The sequence below is a fragment of the Rathayibacter sp. AY1A2 genome (assembly GCF_002930935.1).
GTDB lineage: Bacteria > Actinomycetota > Actinomycetes > Actinomycetales > Microbacteriaceae > Rathayibacter.
The window spans coordinates 1-19,859 of sequence record NZ_PSTP01000005.1; the positions used below are offsets into that span (position 1 = coordinate 1).

Sequence of the window (19,859 nt, forward strand, 5' to 3'; positions counted from 1 at the left end):
GTACTCCCGGGTCGGCTGGGGTCCGGTTCCGCCGGACGTCTCGGTCGCGGAGGGGATCCGCGTGCTCTCGGCGTCGACCGACGGGGTCACCTCGTCGGTGGCCTCGGTCTCGGCGGCCTGGACCTCGGGGGCCTCCTCGGCGGGAGCCTCGGGCTCGGACGCCGACGCGGCTCCGGAGCCGTCGCCGATGCGCACCAGCTCAGCACCGACCTCGACGGTCTCGTCCTCCTGGACGAGGATCTCCTCGATCACTCCCGCGACGGGCGACGGGATCTCGGTGTCGACCTTGTCGGTCGAGACCTCGAGCAGGGGCTCGTCCACCTCGACGCGGTCCCCGACGTTCTTCAGCCAGCGGGTGACCGTTCCTTCCGTGACACTCTCTCCGAGTGCCGGGAGGCTGACGGATTCGCTCATGAGCCTGTCTCCTTAAGACGCTTGTGTTTCGATGTCCAGCTTACTGATGCGGAAGCGGCGGATCGCCGCACCGCAGTGGTTCTACAGGGCGTGCAACGGCTTCCCCGCCAGAGCGAGGTGCGCCTCGCCGAGCGCCTCGTTCTGAGTGGGGTGCGCGTGCACGAGGGGCGCGACGTCCTCGGGGTGCGCCTCCCAGTTCACGATGAGCTGAGCCTCGCCGATCAGCTCGCCGACGCGGGCTCCGACCATGTGCACGCCGACGACGGGGCCGTCGACCAGGCGCACGACCTTCACGGAGCCGGTGGTCCCGATGATCGTGCTCCGGGCGTTGCCGCCGAGGCCGTAGTCGTACACGGCGACGCGTTCGGCGCCGTACTCGGCGATCGCGCGGGCCTCGCCGAGGCCGACGGAGGCCACTTCGGGGTCGCTGTAGGTCACCTTCGGGACGTTGACGTCCGAGACGACCTGCGGGCCCAGACCGGCGATCTCCTCCGCGACGAAGATCCCCTGCTGGAAGCTCCGGTGCGCGAGCTGGAGCCCCGGCACGATGTCGCCCACGGCGTACACGCCGGGGACGGAGGTCTGCAGGCGCTCGTCGGTCAGCACGTAGCCGCGGTCGAGGCGGACCCCGGCCTCCTCGAGGCCGATGCCCGCGGTCACCGGGCCGCGGCCGACGGCGACCAGCAGGATCTCGCCCTCCACCGTGGCGCCGCTCTCGAGCGACACGGAGACGCCGTCCCCGCTCTGGGAGACCGACGCGACGCGGGATCCCAGCTGGAAGGCGATGCCCCGCTTGCGGAAGGCGCGCTCCAGCTGCTTGCTGACGCTCTCGTCCTCGTTGGGGACGAGGTGGGGGAGGGCCTCGACGATCGTGACCTCGGCGCCGAACGAGCGCCAGACGCTCGCGAACTCGACGCCGATCACTCCGCCGCCCAGGACGACGACGCTCGCGGGCACGTGGTCGAGCTCGAGAGCCTGGTCGCTCGTCAGGATCCGGCCGCCGATCTCGATGCCGGGGAGGGTGCGGGAGGCGGACCCGGTGGCGACGACGACCGACGCGCCGTGGAGCACGTGCTCGCCGACGGTCACCGTGCCGGGCGCGGTGAGACGGCCCTCGCCCGTGACGACCGTGATGCCGCGCGAGGACACGAGGCTCTGGAGCCCCTTGTACTTGCCGGCGACGACGCCCTCGCGGTAGCGCGTGACGCCCGCCATGTCGATCCCGGTGAAACTCGAGAGCACGCCGTACTTCTCTCCCTCGCGGGCGCCGTCCGCCAGCTCGGCGGCGTGCAGCAGGGCCTTGGTGGGCACGCACCCGCGGTGCAGGCAGGTGCCGCCGAGCTTGTCGCGCTCCACGAGCGCGACGCTCATCCCGAGCTGCGTCGCCCGGAGGGCCGCCGCGTACCCGCCGCTGCCACCTCCGAGCACGACCAGGTCGTAGCGCTCTTCCGACACCCAGTGACTCCCTCGCGACGTGCGGTCCCGCTTCCCGGCCGATCGGCTCCGGCGCTGAGCGCCGAGCGGATCGGGAGGGGGGACGAGGCGGGATCTCCCGCCCCGTCGACCCTACTACGCGCTCGCGAAGCCCTCGGCCAGAGCGATCAGCGCGCGCACCGAGACTCCCGTGGCGCCGGCTCCGGTGAAGCCGTAGCCACCGCCTCCGTTGCTCGAGGGGCCGGCGATGTCGAGGTGCGCCCACGGGATCGTGGTCGCGTCCTCGCCCTCGCCGCGCTTCCCGACGAACTCGCGGAGGAAGTGGCCGGCGAGGAGCATGCCGCCGGCGGTGTTGCCCGGCTTGACGTTCGCGATGTCGGCGATGTCCGAGTTGAGCAGCGGTCGCAGCTCCGCGGGGAGGGGCATCTGCCAGAAGGGCTCTCCCGCCGTGCGGGCGGCCTCGAGGACGCGGGAGACCAGCTCGTCGTCGCCCAGAGCGCCGACGGTCCGGTTGCCGAGGGCGACCACGGAGGCGCCGGTCAGCGTCGCGACGTCGATGATCGCGTCGGGCTGCTCCTCGCTGGCGGCGACGAGGCCGTCGGCGAGCACCAGCCGGCCCTCGGCGTCGGTGTTCAGCACCTCCACCGTGGTACCGCCGCGCACGGTGAGCACGTCGTCCGGGCGGATCGCGGTCCCGGAGGGGAGGTTCTCGGCGATGCAGAGCCAGGCGGTCGCGCGGAGTGGGAGGCCGAGCTCCGCGATGGCGCGCACGACGGCGTACACGGTCGCCGCGCCCGCCATGTCGGTCTTCATCCCGATCATCGAGGCCGGCGGCTTGAGCGAGAGTCCGCCGCTGTCGAAGGTGATGCCCTTGCCGACCAGGGCGAGGTGGGTGCTCGCGCCCTCGGGCGCGTAGGCGACCTTCACGAGGCGGGGCGGGCGGGAGGAGCCGCTGCCGACTCCGAGGATGCCGCCGAACCCCTCCTCCGCGAGGGCCTCCTCGTCCCAGACGGTGACCTCGAGCGGCAGTCCCTCGGCGCCGGTCTGCACGGCCTCGGCCAGCGTCTGCGGGTAGAGGTGCGACGGGGGAGTGTTGACGAGGTCCTTCACCGTGCCGACCGCGCGGCCGAGCACGAGCGCCCGGTCCAGGACGGCGGGGTCGGCCGACTCGCCGCCGCCCAGCAGGACGACGTGCTCGACGGGCGCCTTCGCCGCGGCGGCGGTGCTGCCGCGGAAGGCGGTGAAGGAGTAGGAGCCGAGCGCGGCGCCCTCGGCGACCGCGGCGAGCGTGCCGTCGGAGCCGGCCGGGAGGGAGAGGGCGACGGAGGCGGACCCCGCGAGCAGGCGGACGGCGGCGCCCGCGGCGTTCCGCAGCGCGGTGTCGTCGGGCTCCGCCGAGCCGAGTCCGACGAGGACGATCACTCCGGCACGGACCGAGGACGGCACGCGCACGAGCGTCTCGGCGGTGCCGGTCGCGCCGAGCGCGGTCAGCGCGGGGGCCAGCTCCTCGAAGCCCTCCGCGCCGACGAGCCGGGGACCGTCGGGTCCCGGGGCGACGCCGAGGACGAGGGCGTCGGTGTCGATGTCGGAGGCGGGAACGGTCGAGTACTCGAGAGAGGAGAGGGGCATGGCGGCAATGCTAGGCGCTGTTCGCTGAGGGCTCAGCGGACCCGGACGGGGTGCCGGGACCCCCGTTTAGACTGGACGCATGCTGGATCCGGAAGACCTGTTCGAGATCGAGGGCGACCTCTCCGAGATCCCGCGCGGGCTGCACCTCGTCGCGGGCCTGACGGGCTCCGCCGACGCCGGGGGAGCGGTGGGGCAGCTGGGGGAGTACCTCTTCGAGACCCTCGAGCACCGCGAGGTCGCGGTCTTCGACCAGGATCAGCTGCTCGACTACCGGGCCCGCCGCCCCATCATCACCTTCGACCAGGACCACCTGACGGACTACCGTCCTGCGATGCTCCGGCTCTCGCTCGCGCACGACGAGCTGCACCAGCCGTTCCTCCTGCTCACCGGCTTCGAGCCCGACTTCCAGTGGGAGCGGTTCACCCGCGCGGTGGTCTCCCTCCTCGAGCGGCTCGACGTCGCCTCGACCACGTGGGTCCAGGCGATCCCGATGCCCGTGCCGCACACCCGGCCCGTCGGCGTCACCGTGAGCGGGAACCGCGAGGACCTGATCGAGGCGATGTCGGTCTGGAAGCCGCACACGCAGGTGCCCTCGAACGTCCTCCACCTGCTCGAGCTGCGCCTCTACGAGCGCGGTCTGACCGTGGTCGGCTTCGCGCTGCTCATCCCGCACTACCTGTCGGACACCGAGTACCCGCAGGCGGCGGTCGCGGCGCTCGAGAGCATCTCGGCGTCGACCGGCCTCATCTTCCCGACGGACCGCCTGCGTGAGAGCGGGCGGGAGTTCCTCGGCAAGGTCGACGAGCAGGTCGGCGGCAACGACGAGCTGCAGAAGCTGGTCTCGGCCCTCGAGGCGCGGCACGACACCTACATGGAGGGGACGAGCCTCCGCTCGCCGCTCACCGACGAGGATGGCTTCGTGCCCAGCGCCGACGCGATCGCCGCCGAGCTCGAGAAGTTCCTCGCGATCCGCCGCCCGGGCGAGGAGCCCACCGCCTCCTGAGCGGCCGTAGGATCGGACGAGTGCGTGATCGTCGAGCCTGGTTCGTCTTCGGTGCCGGAGCGTTCGCCTACCTCGTCGCGGTCCTGGACCGCACGACGCTGGGCGTCGCAGGAGTGGACGCCGCGGAGCGGTTCGGGGTGGCCGCCGCCGTCCTCTCGTCGCTCGCCGTCGTCCAGCTGATCGTCTATGCCGGGATGCAGATCCCGGTCGGGATCCTCATCGACCGGTTCGGCCCGCGGACCCTGATCCTCTCGGGCACGGCACTGATGATGGCGGGCCAGGTCGTGGTCGCGATCGCGCCGGGCATCGGCGTCGCGATCGTCGGGCGGGTTCTGCTCGGAGCGGGGGACGCCGCGATCTTCACCTCCGTGATCCGCCTCACGGTCACCTGGTTCAGCGGACCGATCGTGCCGCAGCTCTCGCAGTGGATCGGCAACATCGGCCAGGTGGGCCAGATCCTCTCCGCACTCCCGTTCGCGGCGATCCTCCACACGTTCGGCTGGGAGCCCGCGTTCCTCAGCGCCGCCGGCCTCGGGGCCGTGTCCTTCCTCGGCGTGCTCCTCCTGGTCGCCGACGTCCCGCCGCGCACCGAGCCGATCACCCTGGTGCCGCCGACGCTCCGGGCGACGATCGCGCAGCTCGGAGTGAGCCTGCGCCGGCCGGGGACGCAGCTCGGCTTCTGGTCGCACTTCGTCACGCAGTCCTCCGGCACGGTCTTCACGCTCCTCTGGGGCTACCCCTTCCTCGTGTACGCGATCGGCCTGCCTCCGACCGTCGCCGCGCCGACCCTCACGATCGTCGTGATCGCGGGGATCGTCGTCGGGCCGGTGCTCGGCGTCCTGACCGCCCGCCACCCCATGCGCCGCAGCAACCTCGTGCTCGGGATCGTCTCGGCGATGGCGGTCGCCTGGACCATCGTGCTGCTCTGGCCCGGCGTCCCGCCGTACTGGCTCGTGGTGCTGCTCCTGATCGTCGTCGGAGCGGGCGGCCCCGGCTCCATGATCGGGTTCGACTTCGCCCGCACGTTCAACCCCTCGCGGAGCCTCGGCGCGGCGAACGGAGTCGTCAACGTGGGCGGGTTCCTGGCCAGCTTCACGATGATGTTCGCGATCGGCCTGATCCTCGACGCACTGGCCGGTCCCGGTGCCTCCTCCGAGCAGACCTACTCGCTCGAGCACTTCCGCCTGGCGTGGTGCGTGCAGTACGTGGTGGTCGGCGCCGGAGTCGTCGCACTCGTCGTCGCGCGCCGCCGGACCCGCCGCCGCCTGGCCGAGGACGAGGGAATAACCGTGGCCCCTCTCTGGGTTGCACTGAGTGACCGGATGCGCCGCGGCCGCGCGGGGCGCTGACGGTCGTCCGTCGATCCGCCCTTCTGCAGACGCGATGTCCCAGCGGAACGGCCCGGATCCCGCCGGATCGAGCCCCACTAGCACCGCACCGCACGGCTGCACTACTCAGACGTGCAATAATTGTCAATAGGACCCGTTCGGGTCGAGGAGCACCAGGCCCACGTCGGGCGTGCGACGTCCTCGACTTGACATGGGTCCTCGTAATGCCCACCGACGGACGACGCCCTCCCGCGCCGCCCGCCCCCGGGACGCAACGGATGGAGAGGTGCCGCCATGGCCACCAGAGCTACCAAGACCGCAACGCTCGACGCCGTCGACGACGACGTGACGACGACCACCAAGAAGCCCGCGACGCGCAAGCCCGCGGCGAAGACCACGGCGGCCAAGACCACCGCGGCCAAGACGACCCGCTCGCGCGCCACGACCAAGGCCGCCGCTCCCGCCGACACCGAGGAGGAGCCGACCGACGCCGTCGAGCCCGACGAGGCAGCGGAGGAGGAGGAGACCGAGGTCGTCGCCGAGGACACCGAGACCGACGCCAAGGACGACGCGGAGACGCCGGAGGCCCCGGCCGCCGCCGCCGTCGCCGCTCCGGCCGAGCCGCTCCCGAGCGGTGCGCTCGTCCTATCGTTCGGCGGAGAGGACGACGAGGTCCCGGTCTACTCGACCGCGATCACCGGTGCCACCGCCGACCCGGTCAAGGACTACCTGAAGCAGATCGGCAAGGTCGCGCTCCTGAACGCGGCCGAGGAGGTCGAGCTCGCGATGCGCATCGAGGCCGGCCTGTTCGCCGAGGACAAGCTCGCCAACTCGACCGACCTCAGCCCGGAGCTCGTCCGCGAGCTGCGCTGGGTCGCGAAGGACGGCCAGCGCGCGAAGAGCCACCTGCTCGGAGCGAACCTCCGGCTCGTCGTCAGCCTCGCGAAGCGCTACACCGGTCGCGGGATGCAGTTCCTCGACCTCATCCAGGAGGGCAACCTGGGCCTCATCCGTGCGGTCGAGAAGTTCGACTACACCAAGGGCTTCAAGTTCTCGACCTACGCCACGTGGTGGATCCGCCAGGCGATCACCCGCGCGATGGCCGACCAGGCCCGCACCATCCGCATCCCGGTGCACATGGTCGAGGTCATCAACAAGCTGGCCCGCGTGCAGCGCCAGATGCTCCAGGACCTGGGCCGCGAGCCCACGCCCGAGGAGCTCTCGCGCGAGCTCGACATGACCCCCGAGAAGGTCATCGAGGTGCAGAAGTACGGGCGCGAGCCGATCTCGCTGCACACGCCCCTGGGCGAGGACGGCGACAGCGAGTTCGGCGACCTCATCGAGGACACCGAGGCGGTCGTCCCGGCCGACGCCGTGGGCTTCACCATGCTGCAGAAGCAGCTGGAGTCGCTGCTCGACTCGCTCTCGGAGCGCGAGGCCGGCGTGATCCGCATGCGCTTCGGCCTCGGCGACGGCATGCCGAAGACGCTCGACCAGATCGGCGACACCTTCGGCGTGACGCGCGAGCGCATCCGCCAGATCGAGTCCAAGACGATGGCCAAGCTCCGCCACCCGTCCCGCTCGCAGTCGCTCCGCGACTACCTCGAGTAGGCCGGTGATCCGCTACGCGCCGGCGGTCCTCCTCGGGAGGGCCGCCCGGTTCGCCGCGCGGGTCCGGAAGCCCGGCGGGGGATCCGCCGTGCCCGGACTCGTGGTGAACCGTGTCGCGCCCGGATTCCTGCCCGCGGTGCTCGACGGATTCCGGGACGGCCTCGTGGTCGTCACGGGATCGGCGGGCAAGTCGACCACGACCAAGATGCTGGTCGCGGTGCTCCGCGCGCACGGGCTCCGGGTCTTCACCAACCCCTCGACGGCCAACATCGCCCAGGGGCTGACCTCCGCGCTCCTGGAGCAGGCGGACCTCCGCGGACGGATCGACGCCGACATCGCCGTCCTCGAGATGGACGAGGGTCACGGCGCGCGCCTCGCGCCCCGGATGCGCCCCCGCGTCGTCCTGCTGACGAACGTGGTGGTCGACCAGATCGACCGCTTCTTCGATCCGGCCATGGTCGCCCGGATGCTCGGCACCATCGCCTCCCGCGCGACCGGTCCCGTCGTGTTGAACGCCGACGACCGCCACGTCGCCGATGTCGCGACCTCCCTCCCCGACGAGCGGATCCGCTGGTACGGCGTCTCCTCCTCCGTCCGCGACTCCGCGTCGGGCGGTCTCGGCTACGCCGCGGAGGCGGAGGCCGGGACCGACCGTGCCACCACCGTCGTCGAGAGCACGACGGGAGCGGCCGCGCGCATCGTCAGCGACGGCGACCCGCTCGAGGTCCGGCTCCCCGCGCGGGGCGTCCACTACGCGGTCGACGCCGCGGCGGCCGTCTCCACGGCCCGCGCCGTGCTCGCCGAGCGCTTCGACCCGGCCCTCGCCGCCTCCGCGCTCTCGAGCATCGACCCCGTCTTCGGGCGGGGCGAGATCGTCACCGTGCGCGGCCACGAGGTCGAGTTCGTCCTGGTTCAGAACCCGGCGAGCTACCGCCTGAACATCGCGGAGATCCCCGAGGGGACCGAGCAGATCATGCTCGCGATCGGCTCCGACGTCCGAGACCCCTCCTACTTCTGGCCCGTGGACACCTCCGTGCTCGGGCACGTCCGTGTCGTCTCGGGGTCGAAGGCGCACGAGGCGGCGCTGCACCTGCGCTACGACGGCGTGCGCGTCGACTCCGTCGACGAGGACCTGGGTCGCGCGCTCGACGCGTTCCTCGCTCTGCCGACCCCCGCCTCCGGCCGGAAGACCATCGTCTTCTCGGCCGATTCGATGCGCCGCACCCGTGCGCACCTGCAGCTCGTCACCAACCGCGAGGAGACCGCGTGACCACCCTCCGCATCGCCGTGCTCGCTCCCGACGTCCTGGACAGCAACGGCGACGCGGCGAACGCCCGGGTCCTCGCGGCTCGGGCGCGCTGGTCGGGTGTCGAGGCGGAGGTCGTGCCGCTCATGACCGCCTCCGACGCCGAGGTCCATCCGGACGTCCTGGTCGCCGGGACGGGAGCGGACGAGGACCTCCCGGGCGTCCTGGCACTCCTCCACGAGATCGCGCCGACGCTGCGGGCCTGGGTCGACCAGGGCACCCAGGTCGTCGCGGTCGGAGCCGGCTGGGAGATGCTGGCCGGTTCGATCAGCACGGCCGCGGGCGGAGCCCGGGGGATCGGGCTGTTCCCCGGAGACTCGGTCACGGGCGAGCGCGCGACCGACGACCTCCTCGTCGAGACGCCGGGCGGCGTCCTCGTCGGATTCGAGAACCACGAGCGCCGGATGACCGGGATAGCGCCCGAGCACGCGCTCGGCCGAGTGCTGCACGGCACCGGCGACGGCGCCGGCCACGAGGGCTACGCGGTGGGAGGCCTTCTGGGCACGCACCTGCACGGCCCCGTCCTCGCGAAGAACCCGTCGCTCGCGGACGCGATCCTGCGGCGCGCCCTCGGCGACGCCTACTCCCCGTCGGACGAGCGTCTCCGCCTGGTCGATGAAACGGCACGAGCCGCTCGCGAAGTGATCGCGAAGCGGCTCGGTGTCGGTCTGTAGGGCGCTGACGCGCCGTCCGGGCTGATCGGGGACGCGCTAGGGGCGCTGCTCCTCGAAGAGTCGGGCGGACTCGTCGTGCCAGCTCTGGGCGATGCTGGAGAGCTTCTCCTGGTACTTCTTCCCGTGGTGTGCGCAGAACAGCAGTTCTCCGTTGTTCACGACCACTCGGATGTACGCCTGGGCACCGCAGCTGTCGCAGCGGTCGGCGGCGGAGAGCTGGTGGGCACCGGCGAGCTCGTCCACGCCGTTCTGGGTTGCTGTGGTCGACATGACTTGGCCTCCTGCACTCGGTCTTCGATCTCTGCTTAGTGGAACCCATCCAAGCACGCGATTGTTTCCGCACGGAGTCGATCGGTCGGCATTTCGCTCTGCGCGTAGGGGCCCCGCGCCGAGCGGCCATCGTGCTGTCGCCGGGTGCCGCGCCACCGCGGCCGGAGCGGTTCCCGAAAGTAGACTGGGCGGATGGCCTCCACCGACTACAACGCCCGTCACCTCTCCGTCCTCGAGGGTCTCGAGGCGGTCCGGAAGCGGCCCGGCATGTACATCGGATCGACCGACTCGCGCGGCCTCATGCACTGCCTCTGGGAGGTCATCGACAACTCCGTCGACGAGGCGCTGGCCGGGCACGGGACCGAGATCAGCGTGCTCCTGCACGCCGACGGCAGCGTCGAGGTGCGCGACCGCGCGCGCGGGATCCCGGTCGACATCGAGCCGAAGACGGGGCTCTCCGGAGTCGAGGTCGTGTTCACGAAGCTGCACGCGGGCGGCAAGTTCGGCTCCGGATCCTACGCGGCGTCCGGCGGTCTGCACGGCGTCGGCGCCTCCGTGGTCAACGCGCTCTCGGAGCGCCTGGACGTCGAGGTCGACCGCAACGGCCGCACCTACCGGATGTCGTTCCACCGGGGGGAGCCCGGGCGCTTCGCCGACGCGGGCGAGCCCACCCCCGACGCTCCGTTCACGCCGTTCGAGAACGGGTCCGAGCTGACGGTCGTCGGGAAGGTCGCCAAGGGCGTCACCGGAACGCGCGTGCGCTACTGGGCCGACCGCCAGATCTTCACGAAGGGCGCCTCGTTCCAGACGGACGACCTGGTGACGCGCGCCCGGCAGACCGCGTTCCTCGTCCCCGGCCTGACGATCGACATCGTCGACGACCGGGCGGACGAGCGCCGCGCCGAGATGTTCCGCTACGACGGCGGCATCTCGGAGTTCGTCGAGTTCCTCGCCCCCGACGCCCCCGTGACCGAGGTGCTGCGCCTCACCGGCTCCGGCACCTTCACCGAGACCGTGCCGGTGCTGACCCCCGGCGGCGCCATGGTGCCCACCGAGGTGGAGCGCACCTGCGAGGTCGACATCGCCCTGCGCTGGGGCACCGGCTACGAGACGGTGATGCGCAGCTTCGTGAACATCATCTCGACGCCCAAGGGCGGGACGCACCAGACCGGCTTCGAGCAGGGCCTGCTGAAGCTGCTCCGCTCCCAGGTGGAGGCGAACGCCCGCCGCCTCAAGGTCGGCTCGGACAAGCTCGAGAAGGACGACGTCCTCGCCGGGCTCAGCGCCGTGCTGACCGTGCGGCTCCCGGAGCCGCAGTTCGAAGGCCAGACGAAGGAGGTGCTGGGCACGCCCGCCGTCCGCGCGATCGTCGCCTCCACCATCGCCTCGACGCTGGGCGCGGTGTTCTCCTCGACGCGCCGCGAGGACAAGGCGCAGACCTCCCAGCTCCTCGAGAAGGTCGTCGCCGAGATGAAGTCGCGGATCTCGGCCCGCGCGCACAAGGAGACCCAGCGCCGCAAGAACGCGCTGGAGTCCTCCTCCCTTCCGGCGAAGCTGGTCGACTGCCGCAGCAGCGACGTCGAGAACAGCGAGCTCTTCATCGTCGAGGGCGACTCCGCCCTCGGCACCGCCAAGCTCGCCCGCAACAGCGAGTACCAGGCCCTGCTGCCGATCCGGGGGAAGATCCTCAACACGCAGAAGGCGAGCATCGCCGACATGCTCTCGAACGCCGAGTGCGCCTCGATGATCCAGGTGATCGGAGCCGGCTCCGGCCGCTCCTTCGACCTCTCGGCCGCCCGCTACGGGAAGATCATCCTGATGAGCGACGCCGACGTCGACGGCGCCCACATCCGCACCCTGCTGCTCACGCTCTTCTTCCGCTACATGCGGCCGCTCGTCGAGGCGGGGCGCGTCTTCGCCGCCGTGCCTCCGCTGCACCGGCTCGTGGTGATGAACGCGGGGAAGAAGCCGAACGAGACGATCTACACCTACTCGGAGAAGGAGCTGCAGAGCGTCCTCGCGGCCCTCGGCAAGGCGGGCCGCCGCTACCAGGACCCGATCCAGCGCTACAAGGGGCTCGGCGAGATGGACGCGGACCAGCTGGCCACGACGACCATGGACCGCTCCCGCCGCACCCTCCGCCGGGTGCGGGTCGCCGACGCCGAGAACGCCGGCCGGGTGTTCGAGCTGCTGATGGGCAACGACGTGGCGCCCCGCAAGGAGTTCATCGTCCGCGGGTCCGAGTCGCTGTCGCGGGACCGCATCGACGTCTGAGCCGCGGGGCTCAGAACACCTCGGGCGCCGCTCCGATCGTCGCGATCGGCGCCGCGAGCGCCACGCCGGAGCCGTCGCGCTTCATCCCGGAGTCGGGCAGCGCGGCCACCGAGCCGTCGGCCTCGAGGGCGTGCGCGGGACCGGGGCCGACCCACGCCACTCCGAGGGCGGTCTCTCCCTTGAGGAAGCGCTGCGCGCGGACTCCGCCGGTGGCCCTGCCCTTGGCGGGGAACTCCGAGAACGGCGAGACCTTCGCACTGCCGGTGTCGGTCCCCGAGAGGGCCCAGCTGTCGACGGCGACCGTCGCGACGACGGCCTCGTCCCGGTCCTCGGCGGCGACGACGGCGAAGTGCACGACGTCGTCGGTCTCGGCCAGCTTGACCCCGGCCATCCCCGCGGCGGTCCGGCCCTGAGGGCGGACGGCGGACGCGGGGAAGCGCAGCAGCTGGGCCTCGCCGGTGACGAAGACCAGCTCGTCCTCCTCCGCCGACGCGGCCGCGCCCACGACGGCGTCCTTCGGCTTCAGGGCGATGAGCTCGATGTCCGGGCGGTTGGGCAGCTCGCCCGGCGCGACGCGCTTGACGACGCCCTGCTGGGTGCCGAGCGCGATCGGCCGCTCGTCGTCGAGGGCGACGAGCGCGAGCACCCGCTCGTCCTTCGCCAGGTGCGGGAGGTAGTCGCTCATGCGCACGCCCGCGCCCAGCTGCACCGAGGAGGAGGGGACGGCGGGCACGTCGACCGGCGAGAAGCGGAGGAGCCGACCGGCGCTGGTGACCGCGCCGATCTCCGTCCGGCTGGTCGTGTCGAGCACGCTGAGGACGGCGTCGTGCTTCGAGCGGCGCGTGGCGCGCTCGGGGTGGGGAGCGGCCTCGGGGTCGCGGTCGACCCGCACCATGCGGCCGGTGGTGCTCAGCAGCACCCGGCAGGGCACGTCCGCGATCTCGAGCACCGCGGCGGCCTTCCGCCCGGTGGTGGCGACGGAGGGGCGCGCCTCGGTGAGCAGGGTGCGCCGCGGGGTCCCGAGGCGCTGGGCGACCTCGTCGAGCTCGTCCGAGACCAGCTCGTCGATCCGTGATCGGCTGGCGAGGAGGGCCTCGAGCGCGGCGATCTCGGCGAGGAGGGTGTCGCGCTCGGTCTCGAGCTCGATGCGCGAGAACTTCGTGAGGCGGCGGAGCTGGAGCTCGAGGATGTAGTCGGCCTGCAGGGTGCTGAGGTCGAAGACCTCGATCAGCCGGGCCCGCGCCGCCGCGGTGTCGTCGCTCCCGCGGATCAGCTGGATGACCTCGTCGATGTCGAGGATCGCGATGAGCAGGCCCTCGACCAGGTGCAGCCGCTCCTGGCGCTTGCGCAGTCGGTAGCGGGTCCGCCGGGTGACGACCTGCACCCGGTGGCCGATGTAGACCTGCAGCAGCTCCTTCAGGCCGAGGGTGCGCGGGCCGCCGTCGACCAGCGCGACGTTGTTGATCGAGAACGCGTCCTCGAGGGGCGTGTAGCGGTAGAGCTGCTCGAGGACGGCCTCCGGGCTGAAGCCGGTCTTGATCCCGATGACGAGCCGGAGGCCGTTGTCCCGGTCCGTCAGGTCGGTGACGTCCGAGATGCCGCTGAGCTTCTTGTTCTGGACGCCGTCCTTGATCTTGTCGATGACCTTCTCGGCGCCGACGAGGTAGGGCAGCTCGGTGACGACCAGGCCGGACTTGCGCGCGGTGATGCTCTCGACCGAGACGCGCGCGCGGGTCTTGAAGCCGCCCCGGCCGGTCGCGTAGGCGTCGCGCACGCCGGCGAGGCCGACGATCGTGCCACCGCTCGGGAAGTCCGGTCCCGGGACGAACGACATCAGGTCGTCCAGGGACGCGTCGGGATGGGCGATCAGGTGCCGGGCCGCCCCGATCACCTCCACGAGGTTGTGGGGCGCCATGTTCGTCGCCATGCCGACGGCGATGCCGCTGGCCCCGTTGACCAGCAGGTTCGGGAACGCGGAGGGGAGGACCTCGGGCTGGTCGTGCGAGTTGTCGTAGTTCGGGACGAAGTCGACGACGTCCTCGCCGAGGTGCTCGGTCATGGCCGTGGCGGCCGGGGCGAGGCGGGCCTCGGTGTAGCGGGCCGCGGCCGGGCCGTCGTCGAGGGAGCCGAAGTTGCCGTGCCCGTCGACGAGGGCGACCCTCATCGTGAACGGCTGGGCGAGGCGGACGAGCGAGTCGTAGATCGAGGCGTCGCCGTGCGGGTGCAGCTTGCCCATCACCTCGCCGACCACGCGGGCCGACTTCACGTGGCCGTGATCGGGCCGCAGCCCCATCTCGCTCATCATGTAGAGGATCCGGCGCTGCACCGGCTTGAGGCCGTCGCGGGCGTCGGGCAGGGCCCGCGAGTAGATGACCGAGTACGCGTACTCGAGGAAGGACCCCTCCATCTCGGCCGAGACGTCGACGTCCTCGATGCGCTCGGTGAGCGAGGATCCGGAGGAGGGGGCTGCAGCGTTCATGACTCGATTCGGTGGCGGGCGCGGGGCGGCGGCGGGGGACTGCACCGCCCTGCGGCGCTCGACGGGACGGGCGGAGCGGAGACGGCGCCTCGCGGACGGGACCGGCCCTCCCGTTCACGCGGACGCTCCGCCGCACCGGCCCGGCGGGGACGGCGGCGCTGTGCGAAACTGGGCGCGATGACCCACATGCTACCGCCAGCCCCCGACGGGCGGCGGAGCCTCGCCGACGTCCTGCCGGGCGCCCTCGACGCGCTCCTGGGCCGCCCCGGCCTCTTCGGCTCGCCCCGCGTCGAGCGGATCGTGGTCGTCCTCGTCGACGGCCTGGGTGCCGCGAACCTCCGCCAGCGCGGGGGCCACTCGCGCACGCTCGCTCCGGCCCTCAACCGCGGCACCACGCTCGTCTCGGGCTTCCCGACGACAACCGCGGCGGCCCTGGCGAGCCTGACGACGGGCCTGCGCCCGGGCGGGCACGGGATGGTCGGCTACCGCGTGCTCGACCGCGCCTCCGACCGCCTGGTCAACCAGCTCTCCGGCTGGGACGAGCGCATGGTGCCCGAGACGTGGCAGCCCCACCCCACGGTCTTCGAGCAGGCCTCGGCCGCCGGTGTCCGGGCCGGAGTGATCGGCCCCGCGCGGTACGCCCGCTCCGGTCTCACGCGGGCGATCCTGCGCGGCGCCGAGTACCACTCCGCCGGCGGCGTCGCCGAGCGCTTCACGGCGGCGCGCGCCCTGCTCGACGAGGGCGGCCGGCAGCTCGTGTACCTCTACGTCCCCGAGCTCGACCAGGCGGCGCATGCGCGCGGCTGGGAGTCGCCGGAGTGGACGGCAGCGCTCGAGCTCCTGGACGGGGAGGTCGGCGGAGCGGTCCGCGGGCTCTCCGCCCGGGAGAGCGTGCTGGTCACCGCCGACCACGGCATCGTGGACGTCCCGGCGTCCTCGCACGTGCTCGTCGAGCGGGGACCGCTGCTCGAGGGCGTCCGGCACCTCGGCGGAGAGCCCCGCTGCCTGCAGCTGCACCTCGAGCCGGGTGTGGACCCCGACGAGGTGGCGCGGCGCTGGACCGAGGCGGAGGGCGCACGCGCCTGGATCGCGACGCGCGACGAGGTCGCCGCGAGCGGCTGGTTCGGCGAGGTCTCTCCGGCGGCGGCCGAGCGGATGGGCGACGTGTTCGTCGCGGCGCGGAGGACCATCGCCTACTACGCGGCGGACGACTCCTCCGGCCGCTCCATGATCGGGCAGCACGGGTCGCTCACCCCGGAGGAGACGCAGGTGCCGCTCCTCCGCTTCGGCGCGCTGGCCTGAGCCGGGCCGAGTGCACGGGGGCACCGTCCACCCCGGCGGAGCCGCGCCGGCGGAGGTTCAGTCGTCGCTGCGCGCTCCGAAGACGATCTCGTCCCAGCTCGGCATCGACGCCCGCCCCCGGCGGAGGCTCCCGCGCACGCCCGACGGCTGCTCGGGGACCGGGGGAGCGGTGCGCGGCGGCTCCGGTGCCTTCTCGACCGGAGGAGCGGCCTCGGCCTCGGGCTCCGGCTCCTCGCGGACGCGGAGGCTCGAGGCGTGATCGCGCTCGCCCCGGCGGCGCCGCAGGGCGTCGAGCAGGTCGGCGGTGTCGTTGAGGTTGCGCTCGCGCTGCTCCGTCGTGCTCGTGATGGGGCGGGGGAGCGTCGAGATCGGGCGCGGGGTCTCGGAGAGGGCCGGCTGCGGCTCCGTGTCGGAGGGGCGGACGGCGGCCGGTCGGGCGTGCGGCATCGCGGCGGGGCGGCCGGCGGTGGGGTGGTCGGCCCGGGCGGAGCGGCTCGGCGCCTCCGCGGACTCCGGGTCGAAGCGCGTGGCGAGCTCGTCGACGGCGGCGGGGATGACGGCGCGCAGGCGCGGGATGAGGGTCGGCCGGATCTCGCCCTGCTGCGAGAGCGTGATCGCCTCGGAGGTCAGCGGCGACAGCAGCGCCTTCCGCGGGTCGAAGCGCCAGCGGGCGTCGTGGTCGATCTCGTCCGAGCGGAAGAGGAGCTTGACGACCCAGCCCTCCTCCTCCTTCCAGCTCGACCACTGCTCGCCCTCGGCGCCGAGCGACGCGAGGCGGTCGCGGATGACGTCGCCGAAGGGCGTGCCCTCCTCGAGGGGATCGGGGTCGGTGGTCGTGTAGACGCGCACGGCGAGGGCGGACGCGACGATGTGCTCGCGCTCGGCCGTGACGGGTCCCTCGAAGCGCTGGACGTAGCCCAGGTCGGCGCCCGTGAGCTCGGCGACCTCCTCGGCGGAGAGCCCGGAGCGGATGTGGGCCTGGATCTCGCGGGGGGAGACGCGCTTCTCGCGCGGCGGGAGGGTGTGGACCCGCGGCCGCAGCTGGCTCTGCAGCGTCTCGTCGATGCGGACCGAGAAGCGCTCGCCGCCCTCGGACACGAGGACGAGCGATCCGCCCTCGACGCCGATCACCTTCAGTTCCATCATCGTGGGGACCCTCCTTCTGGACGCGGACCGGGCAAGGATGCCACGCGCCCGGGCGATCGGCCGGGAATACCCCGGGCGGGTCGAAAGTTGGTGCGGAAGGAGGCGGGGCGAGCGGGTGTCAAGAGCCGTTCGAGGTGGTTTGCGAATCGATGCGTCGTGATGCACACTGACCCCGCCGATTTGTTGAACAGCAGAAATAAGAAGTGGATGGGAATGGCTACGGACTACGACGCCCCCCGCAAGACCGATGACGACTCCGAGTCGATCGAGGCCCTGAAGGAGCGAGTCCCCGACAAGATGTCCGGAGTCGTCGACGTCGATGACGCCGACAACCCGGGCGGATTCGAACTGCCCGGTGCCGATCTGTCCGACCTCGATCTGGACGTCGTGGTCCTTCCGCCCCAGGCGGACGAGTTCACGTGCGTGAGCTGCTTCCTCGTGAAGCACCGCTCGCAGATCGACCACGAGGAGAAGCTCGGACCGATCTGCCTGGAGTGCGCCGCTTAAGCGCCTCCCGGCTCCGAAGGAGGACCGCTCCGTCGCCGTGATCCCCGGATCGCGGCGACGATGTCGTCCGGGCGGCGGGTGGAGACCAGCCAGTACGGCGTCGGGTCGGCCGGATCCTCGATCGGGACCCGCACCACCTCCTTCACCCAGCCGCGGATGACCAGGTACGCCCGCGCGTCCAGGCGCGTCCCGCGCTCGGCGAACGCCTGGTCCCCCGAGTAGGAGGACGGCTCGCCCACGAGGTCCAGCGGGATGTGCGCGCGGCCGGCGCGCAGCTCCCCCTCCGCCACCTCGATCACGGGGGAGAGGGCCAGCAGCGACAGCACGCAGCCCGCGTACAGAACGACCGCGACGATCACCCCCACCGCGAGGTCGATGGGCGCGAACACCAGGATGCTGGCGGGGATCACGAGGGCGGTGGCGACGAAGAGCCAGGGCGCTGGCCACAGCCTCTCTCGGTAGGACGGCATGACCCTATTGGATCAGACGTTTGGTCTACCCTCGTCACGTGCCTGCAACCGTCGACGTCCCGATCACCGCGGACCGGCTCCCCTCCTACGCCCGTCCGGGCGACGCGGGAGCCGATCTCCACTCGACGGAGGACGTGGTGCTCGCCCCCGGTGAGCGCGCCTCCGTCGGCACCGGGGTGGCCGTCGCCCTCCCGGAGGGCCACGCCGGCTTCGTCGTCCCCCGCAGCGGGCTGGCCTTCAGGCACGGCATCACCGTCGTCAACGCCCCCGGAACGATCGACGCGGGCTACCGCGGCGAGATCCGGGTGGCGCTGCTGAACACCGACGGCCGCGAGACGTACCGCGTCTCGGCGGGGGACCGGATCGCGCAGCTCGTGATCGTCCCCGTCGTCCAGGCGAGGTTCACGGCCGTCGACGAGCTTCCCGAGTCGGTCCGCGGCACGGGCGGCTTCGGATCCACCGGGTACGCCGCCGGCGCCCAGGAGACCAGAATCCACGAGGAGAGCGCATGAGCGACATCCAGCCCACGGCCGGCGAGGCCGCCGAGCCCGTCCAGCAGGACTTCGAGAAGTCGGCGCCGGAGGACCGCGCGGAGGCCGGGCCCCTGGACGAGCGCGAGGCCAACCCGGTCCGCCCCTACATCGACCTCGGCGGGGTGAAGGTGCTTCCCCGCGAGGGCATGCACATCCGCCTCGAGGTCGAGGAGGGGACCAAGCGCGTCATCGCCGTCGGCCTCGACTACGCCGGGTCGACGCTGCAGGTGCAGCCCTTCTCCGCGCCGCGCTCCTCGGGCCTCTGGCACGAGATCCGCGGCCAGATCGCCGAGCAGATCGGCCGTCAGGGCGGATCGACGACGGAGCGCGACGGCGTCTTCGGTCCGGAGCTCGTCGCCGAGCTCCCGATCGCCGGCGGCCAGACCCGCGTCGCCCGGTTCGTCGGCGTCGACGGTCCGCGCTGGTTCCTCCGCGGCGTGATCGCCGGAGCCGGAGCCGTCGACGAGCAGGCGGCCGCCTCGGTCGAGGAGCTCTTCCGCAGCATCGTCGTGGTCCGCGGCAGCGGCCCGATGCCTCCGCGCGACCTGATCCCGCTGAAGGTGCCGACCGGCAGCCAGACCCAGCAGAGCGCGAGCTGACCGGCATGGAGCCGGTGCGGCCCGAGGACCCGGCCCGATCGGAGGAGCCGGTCCGGCCCGAGGTGGGCGACGCGATCGCGCAGGCCGCCCGCCGCTCGGGACTCGGCGCGGTCGCCGACGGCGAGCCGTTCGACGGGAAGGCGCTGCTGCGCACCATGGGCGGCGTCCGGGGGATCCTCGAGGCCGTCGTGCCCGGCATAGCCTTCGTCCTGCTCTACACGGTCACCTCGGAGCTCGTGCTCTCGCTGGTCGCATCCGTCGGGCTCGCCGTGGCGTTCACGGTGGCGCGGGTGCTCGGCCGGACGCCGGTGATCCAGGCCGTCGGCGGACTGCTCGCCGTGGTGGTCTCGGCCGCACTGGCGCTGTTCACCGGGCGGGGCGTCGACAACTTCGCCCTGGGGCTGCTCACCAACCTCGTCTACGGGCTCGTCTTCCTCCTCTCCGTCCTCGTGCGCTGGCCCCTGATCGGCGTCGCCGCCGGCTTCCTGATGGGGGACGGCACCGCCTGGCGATCCGATCGGCGCAAGCGCCGCCTCTTCGGCGCCCTGACCCTCGCGTGGGCGGGGCTCTTCCTCCTGCGCCTGGCCGTGCAGTACCCGCTGTTCCTCGCCGAGGACACCACGGCGCTGGGCATCTGGAAGCTGGCGCTGGGCCTGCCCCTGTACGCGCCGCTGCTGGTGCTCACCGTGCTCGCCGTCCGGGCCGAGTACCGCGGAGCCGGCGAGCGCGCCGATGCGGGCGATGCTCCGGATCGTGCGTAGAATTGTCTCGACGTCGAGATAAATAGCGCTCGCCTCCCCGCACCGTCGCGGCGAGGTCGACCGGGCGCCTCGGCGTCGAGGAGTTAGGTCCTCCTTGGTGGCAGGCCGCTGTGCGCGGT

Annotated in this window: 18 protein-coding genes; 11 read left to right on the plus strand and 7 right to left on the minus strand. The window is 72.3% G+C overall.

Annotated features, from left to right (window positions below; translation table 11 throughout):
- From C5B93_RS06525 to C5B93_RS06535, 3 genes are all read right to left on the minus strand, one after another.
- A partial coding sequence (locus tag C5B93_RS06525) for a biotin/lipoyl-containing protein (RefSeq protein WP_308471250.1) occupies positions 1-414 on the minus strand: 414 nt, incomplete at its 3' end.
- A gap of 81 nt (positions 415-495) precedes the next feature.
- Positions 496-1,869: a dihydrolipoyl dehydrogenase gene (gene lpdA, locus C5B93_RS06530; RefSeq protein ID WP_104292070.1), complete on the minus strand. Its 1,374-nt coding sequence runs from the start codon at positions 1,867-1,869 to the stop codon at positions 496-498.
- 114 nt (positions 1,870-1,983) lie between these two features.
- The gene (locus C5B93_RS06535) at positions 1,984-3,477 is read right to left on the minus strand and encodes a leucyl aminopeptidase (protein ID WP_104292071.1); all 1,494 of its coding nucleotides are present in this window, start codon (positions 3,475-3,477) and stop codon (positions 1,984-1,986) included.
- Between the two features lie 79 nt (positions 3,478-3,556).
- Between C5B93_RS06535 and C5B93_RS06540 the strand changes: the two genes are divergently transcribed.
- From C5B93_RS06540 to C5B93_RS06560, 5 genes are all read left to right on the plus strand, one after another.
- Positions 3,557-4,480, plus strand: coding sequence for a proteasome assembly chaperone family protein (locus tag C5B93_RS06540; RefSeq protein WP_104238748.1), 924 nt, complete (start codon positions 3,557-3,559; stop codon positions 4,478-4,480).
- Between the two features lie 20 nt (positions 4,481-4,500).
- Positions 4,501-5,829, plus strand: coding sequence for a nitrate/nitrite transporter (locus tag C5B93_RS06545; protein ID WP_104292072.1), 1,329 nt, complete (start codon positions 4,501-4,503; stop codon positions 5,827-5,829).
- Between the two features lie 273 nt (positions 5,830-6,102).
- Entirely contained in the window at positions 6,103-7,419 is a 1,317-nt protein-coding gene (locus C5B93_RS06550) for an RNA polymerase sigma factor (RefSeq protein ID WP_104232561.1), read from the plus strand.
- Between the two features lie 4 nt (positions 7,420-7,423).
- Positions 7,424-8,689, plus strand: a complete 1,266-nt coding sequence (locus tag C5B93_RS06555; RefSeq protein WP_104268678.1) for a Mur ligase family protein — start codon at positions 7,424-7,426, stop codon at positions 8,687-8,689.
- Positions 8,686-9,399: a type 1 glutamine amidotransferase gene (locus tag C5B93_RS06560; RefSeq protein WP_104267888.1), complete on the plus strand. Its 714-nt coding sequence runs from the start codon at positions 8,686-8,688 to the stop codon at positions 9,397-9,399. The genes C5B93_RS06555 and C5B93_RS06560 overlap by 4 nt, the downstream gene beginning before the upstream one ends.
- A 36-nt stretch (positions 9,400-9,435) precedes the next feature.
- On the opposite strand, the gene C5B93_RS06565 is transcribed toward C5B93_RS06560, so the two are convergent.
- A complete protein-coding gene (locus tag C5B93_RS06565; protein WP_068212876.1) occupies positions 9,436-9,669 on the minus strand; it encodes a hypothetical protein in 234 nt (77 codons plus the stop codon).
- 192 nt (positions 9,670-9,861) lie between these two features.
- On the opposite strand from C5B93_RS06565, the gene C5B93_RS06570 reads away from it, so the two are divergent.
- Entirely contained in the window at positions 9,862-11,943 is a 2,082-nt protein-coding gene (locus tag C5B93_RS06570) for a type IIA DNA topoisomerase subunit B (protein WP_104225230.1), read from the plus strand.
- Between the two features lie 10 nt (positions 11,944-11,953).
- On the opposite strand, the gene C5B93_RS06575 is transcribed toward C5B93_RS06570, so the two are convergent.
- On the minus strand, positions 11,954-14,422 hold the full coding sequence (locus C5B93_RS06575) for a DNA topoisomerase (ATP-hydrolyzing) subunit A (RefSeq protein WP_104267887.1): 2,469 nt from the start codon (positions 14,420-14,422) through the stop codon (positions 11,954-11,956).
- 177 nt (positions 14,423-14,599) lie between these two features.
- Between C5B93_RS06575 and C5B93_RS06580 the strand changes: the two genes are divergently transcribed.
- Positions 14,600-15,724 (plus strand): alkaline phosphatase family protein, encoded by a 1,125-nt coding sequence (locus tag C5B93_RS06580; protein WP_258068164.1) that lies wholly within the window; start codon positions 14,600-14,602, stop codon positions 15,722-15,724.
- Positions 15,725-15,781: 57 nt separating this feature from the next.
- Here C5B93_RS06580 and sepH read toward each other — a convergent pair whose 3' ends face one another.
- Complete coding sequence (gene sepH, locus C5B93_RS06585) at positions 15,782-16,870, minus strand: septation protein SepH (RefSeq protein WP_104267886.1); 1,089 nt, start codon at positions 16,868-16,870, stop codon at positions 15,782-15,784.
- A 213-nt stretch (positions 16,871-17,083) separates the two neighbouring features.
- On the opposite strand from sepH, the gene C5B93_RS06590 reads away from it, so the two are divergent.
- Positions 17,084-17,377: a DUF4193 domain-containing protein gene (locus tag C5B93_RS06590; protein WP_055792269.1), complete on the plus strand. Its 294-nt coding sequence runs from the start codon at positions 17,084-17,086 to the stop codon at positions 17,375-17,377.
- On the opposite strand, the gene C5B93_RS06595 is transcribed toward C5B93_RS06590, so the two are convergent.
- The gene (locus tag C5B93_RS06595) at positions 17,374-17,847 is read right to left on the minus strand and encodes a DUF3093 domain-containing protein (RefSeq protein WP_104267885.1); all 474 of its coding nucleotides are present in this window, start codon (positions 17,845-17,847) and stop codon (positions 17,374-17,376) included. The two genes, C5B93_RS06590 and C5B93_RS06595, sit on opposite strands and share 4 nt — an antisense overlap.
- Before the next feature lie 38 nt (positions 17,848-17,885).
- Here C5B93_RS06595 and dut point away from each other — a divergent pair, with 38 nt between their 5' ends.
- Genes dut through C5B93_RS06610 form a run of 3 tightly spaced genes read left to right on the plus strand, consistent with a single transcriptional unit; the run spans position 17,886 to position 19,740 of the window.
- The gene (dut, locus tag C5B93_RS06600) at positions 17,886-18,359 is read left to right on the plus strand and encodes a dUTP diphosphatase (RefSeq protein ID WP_104267884.1); all 474 of its coding nucleotides are present in this window, start codon (positions 17,886-17,888) and stop codon (positions 18,357-18,359) included.
- The gene (locus tag C5B93_RS06605; protein ID WP_104248032.1) at positions 18,356-18,979 is read left to right on the plus strand and encodes a DUF3710 domain-containing protein; all 624 of its coding nucleotides are present in this window, start codon (positions 18,356-18,358) and stop codon (positions 18,977-18,979) included. Before dut ends, C5B93_RS06605 begins: the two co-directional genes overlap by 4 nt.
- A gap of 5 nt (positions 18,980-18,984) precedes the next feature.
- Positions 18,985-19,740: a DUF3159 domain-containing protein gene (locus tag C5B93_RS06610; protein ID WP_104222101.1), complete on the plus strand. Its 756-nt coding sequence runs from the start codon at positions 18,985-18,987 to the stop codon at positions 19,738-19,740.
- The last annotated feature ends 119 nt before the right edge of the window (positions 19,741-19,859 follow it).

Bases quoted from the DNA above. Each gene is read 5' to 3' on its own strand.
- C5B93_RS06550 (WP_104232561.1), top strand. From the start codon at position 6,103: ATGGCCACCAGAGCTACCAAGACCGCAACGCTCGACGCCGTCGACGAC.
- C5B93_RS06610 (WP_104222101.1), top strand. From the start codon at position 18,985: ATGGAGCCGGTGCGGCCCGAGGACCCGGCCCGATCGGAGGAGCCGGTC.
- C5B93_RS06540 (WP_104238748.1), top strand. From the start codon at position 3,557: ATGCTGGATCCGGAAGACCTGTTCGAGATCGAGGGCGACCTCTCCGAG.
- C5B93_RS06570 (WP_104225230.1), top strand. From the start codon at position 9,862: ATGGCCTCCACCGACTACAACGCCCGTCACCTCTCCGTCCTCGAGGGT.
- C5B93_RS06565 (WP_068212876.1), bottom strand. From the start codon at position 9,669: ATGTCGACCACAGCAACCCAGAACGGCGTGGACGAGCTCGCCGGTGCC.
- C5B93_RS06535 (WP_104292071.1), bottom strand. From the start codon at position 3,477: ATGCCCCTCTCCTCTCTCGAGTACTCGACCGTTCCCGCCTCCGACATC.
- C5B93_RS06580 (WP_258068164.1), top strand. From the start codon at position 14,600: ATGACCCACATGCTACCGCCAGCCCCCGACGGGCGGCGGAGCCTCGCC.
- C5B93_RS06595 (WP_104267885.1), bottom strand. From the start codon at position 17,847: ATGCCGTCCTACCGAGAGAGGCTGTGGCCAGCGCCCTGGCTCTTCGTC.
- C5B93_RS06590 (WP_055792269.1), top strand. From the start codon at position 17,084: ATGGCTACGGACTACGACGCCCCCCGCAAGACCGATGACGACTCCGAG.
- sepH (WP_104267886.1), bottom strand. From the start codon at position 16,870: ATGATGGAACTGAAGGTGATCGGCGTCGAGGGCGGATCGCTCGTCCTC.
- C5B93_RS06605 (WP_104248032.1), top strand. From the start codon at position 18,356: ATGAGCGACATCCAGCCCACGGCCGGCGAGGCCGCCGAGCCCGTCCAG.
- C5B93_RS06575 (WP_104267887.1), bottom strand. From the start codon at position 14,422: ATGAACGCTGCAGCCCCCTCCTCCGGATCCTCGCTCACCGAGCGCATC.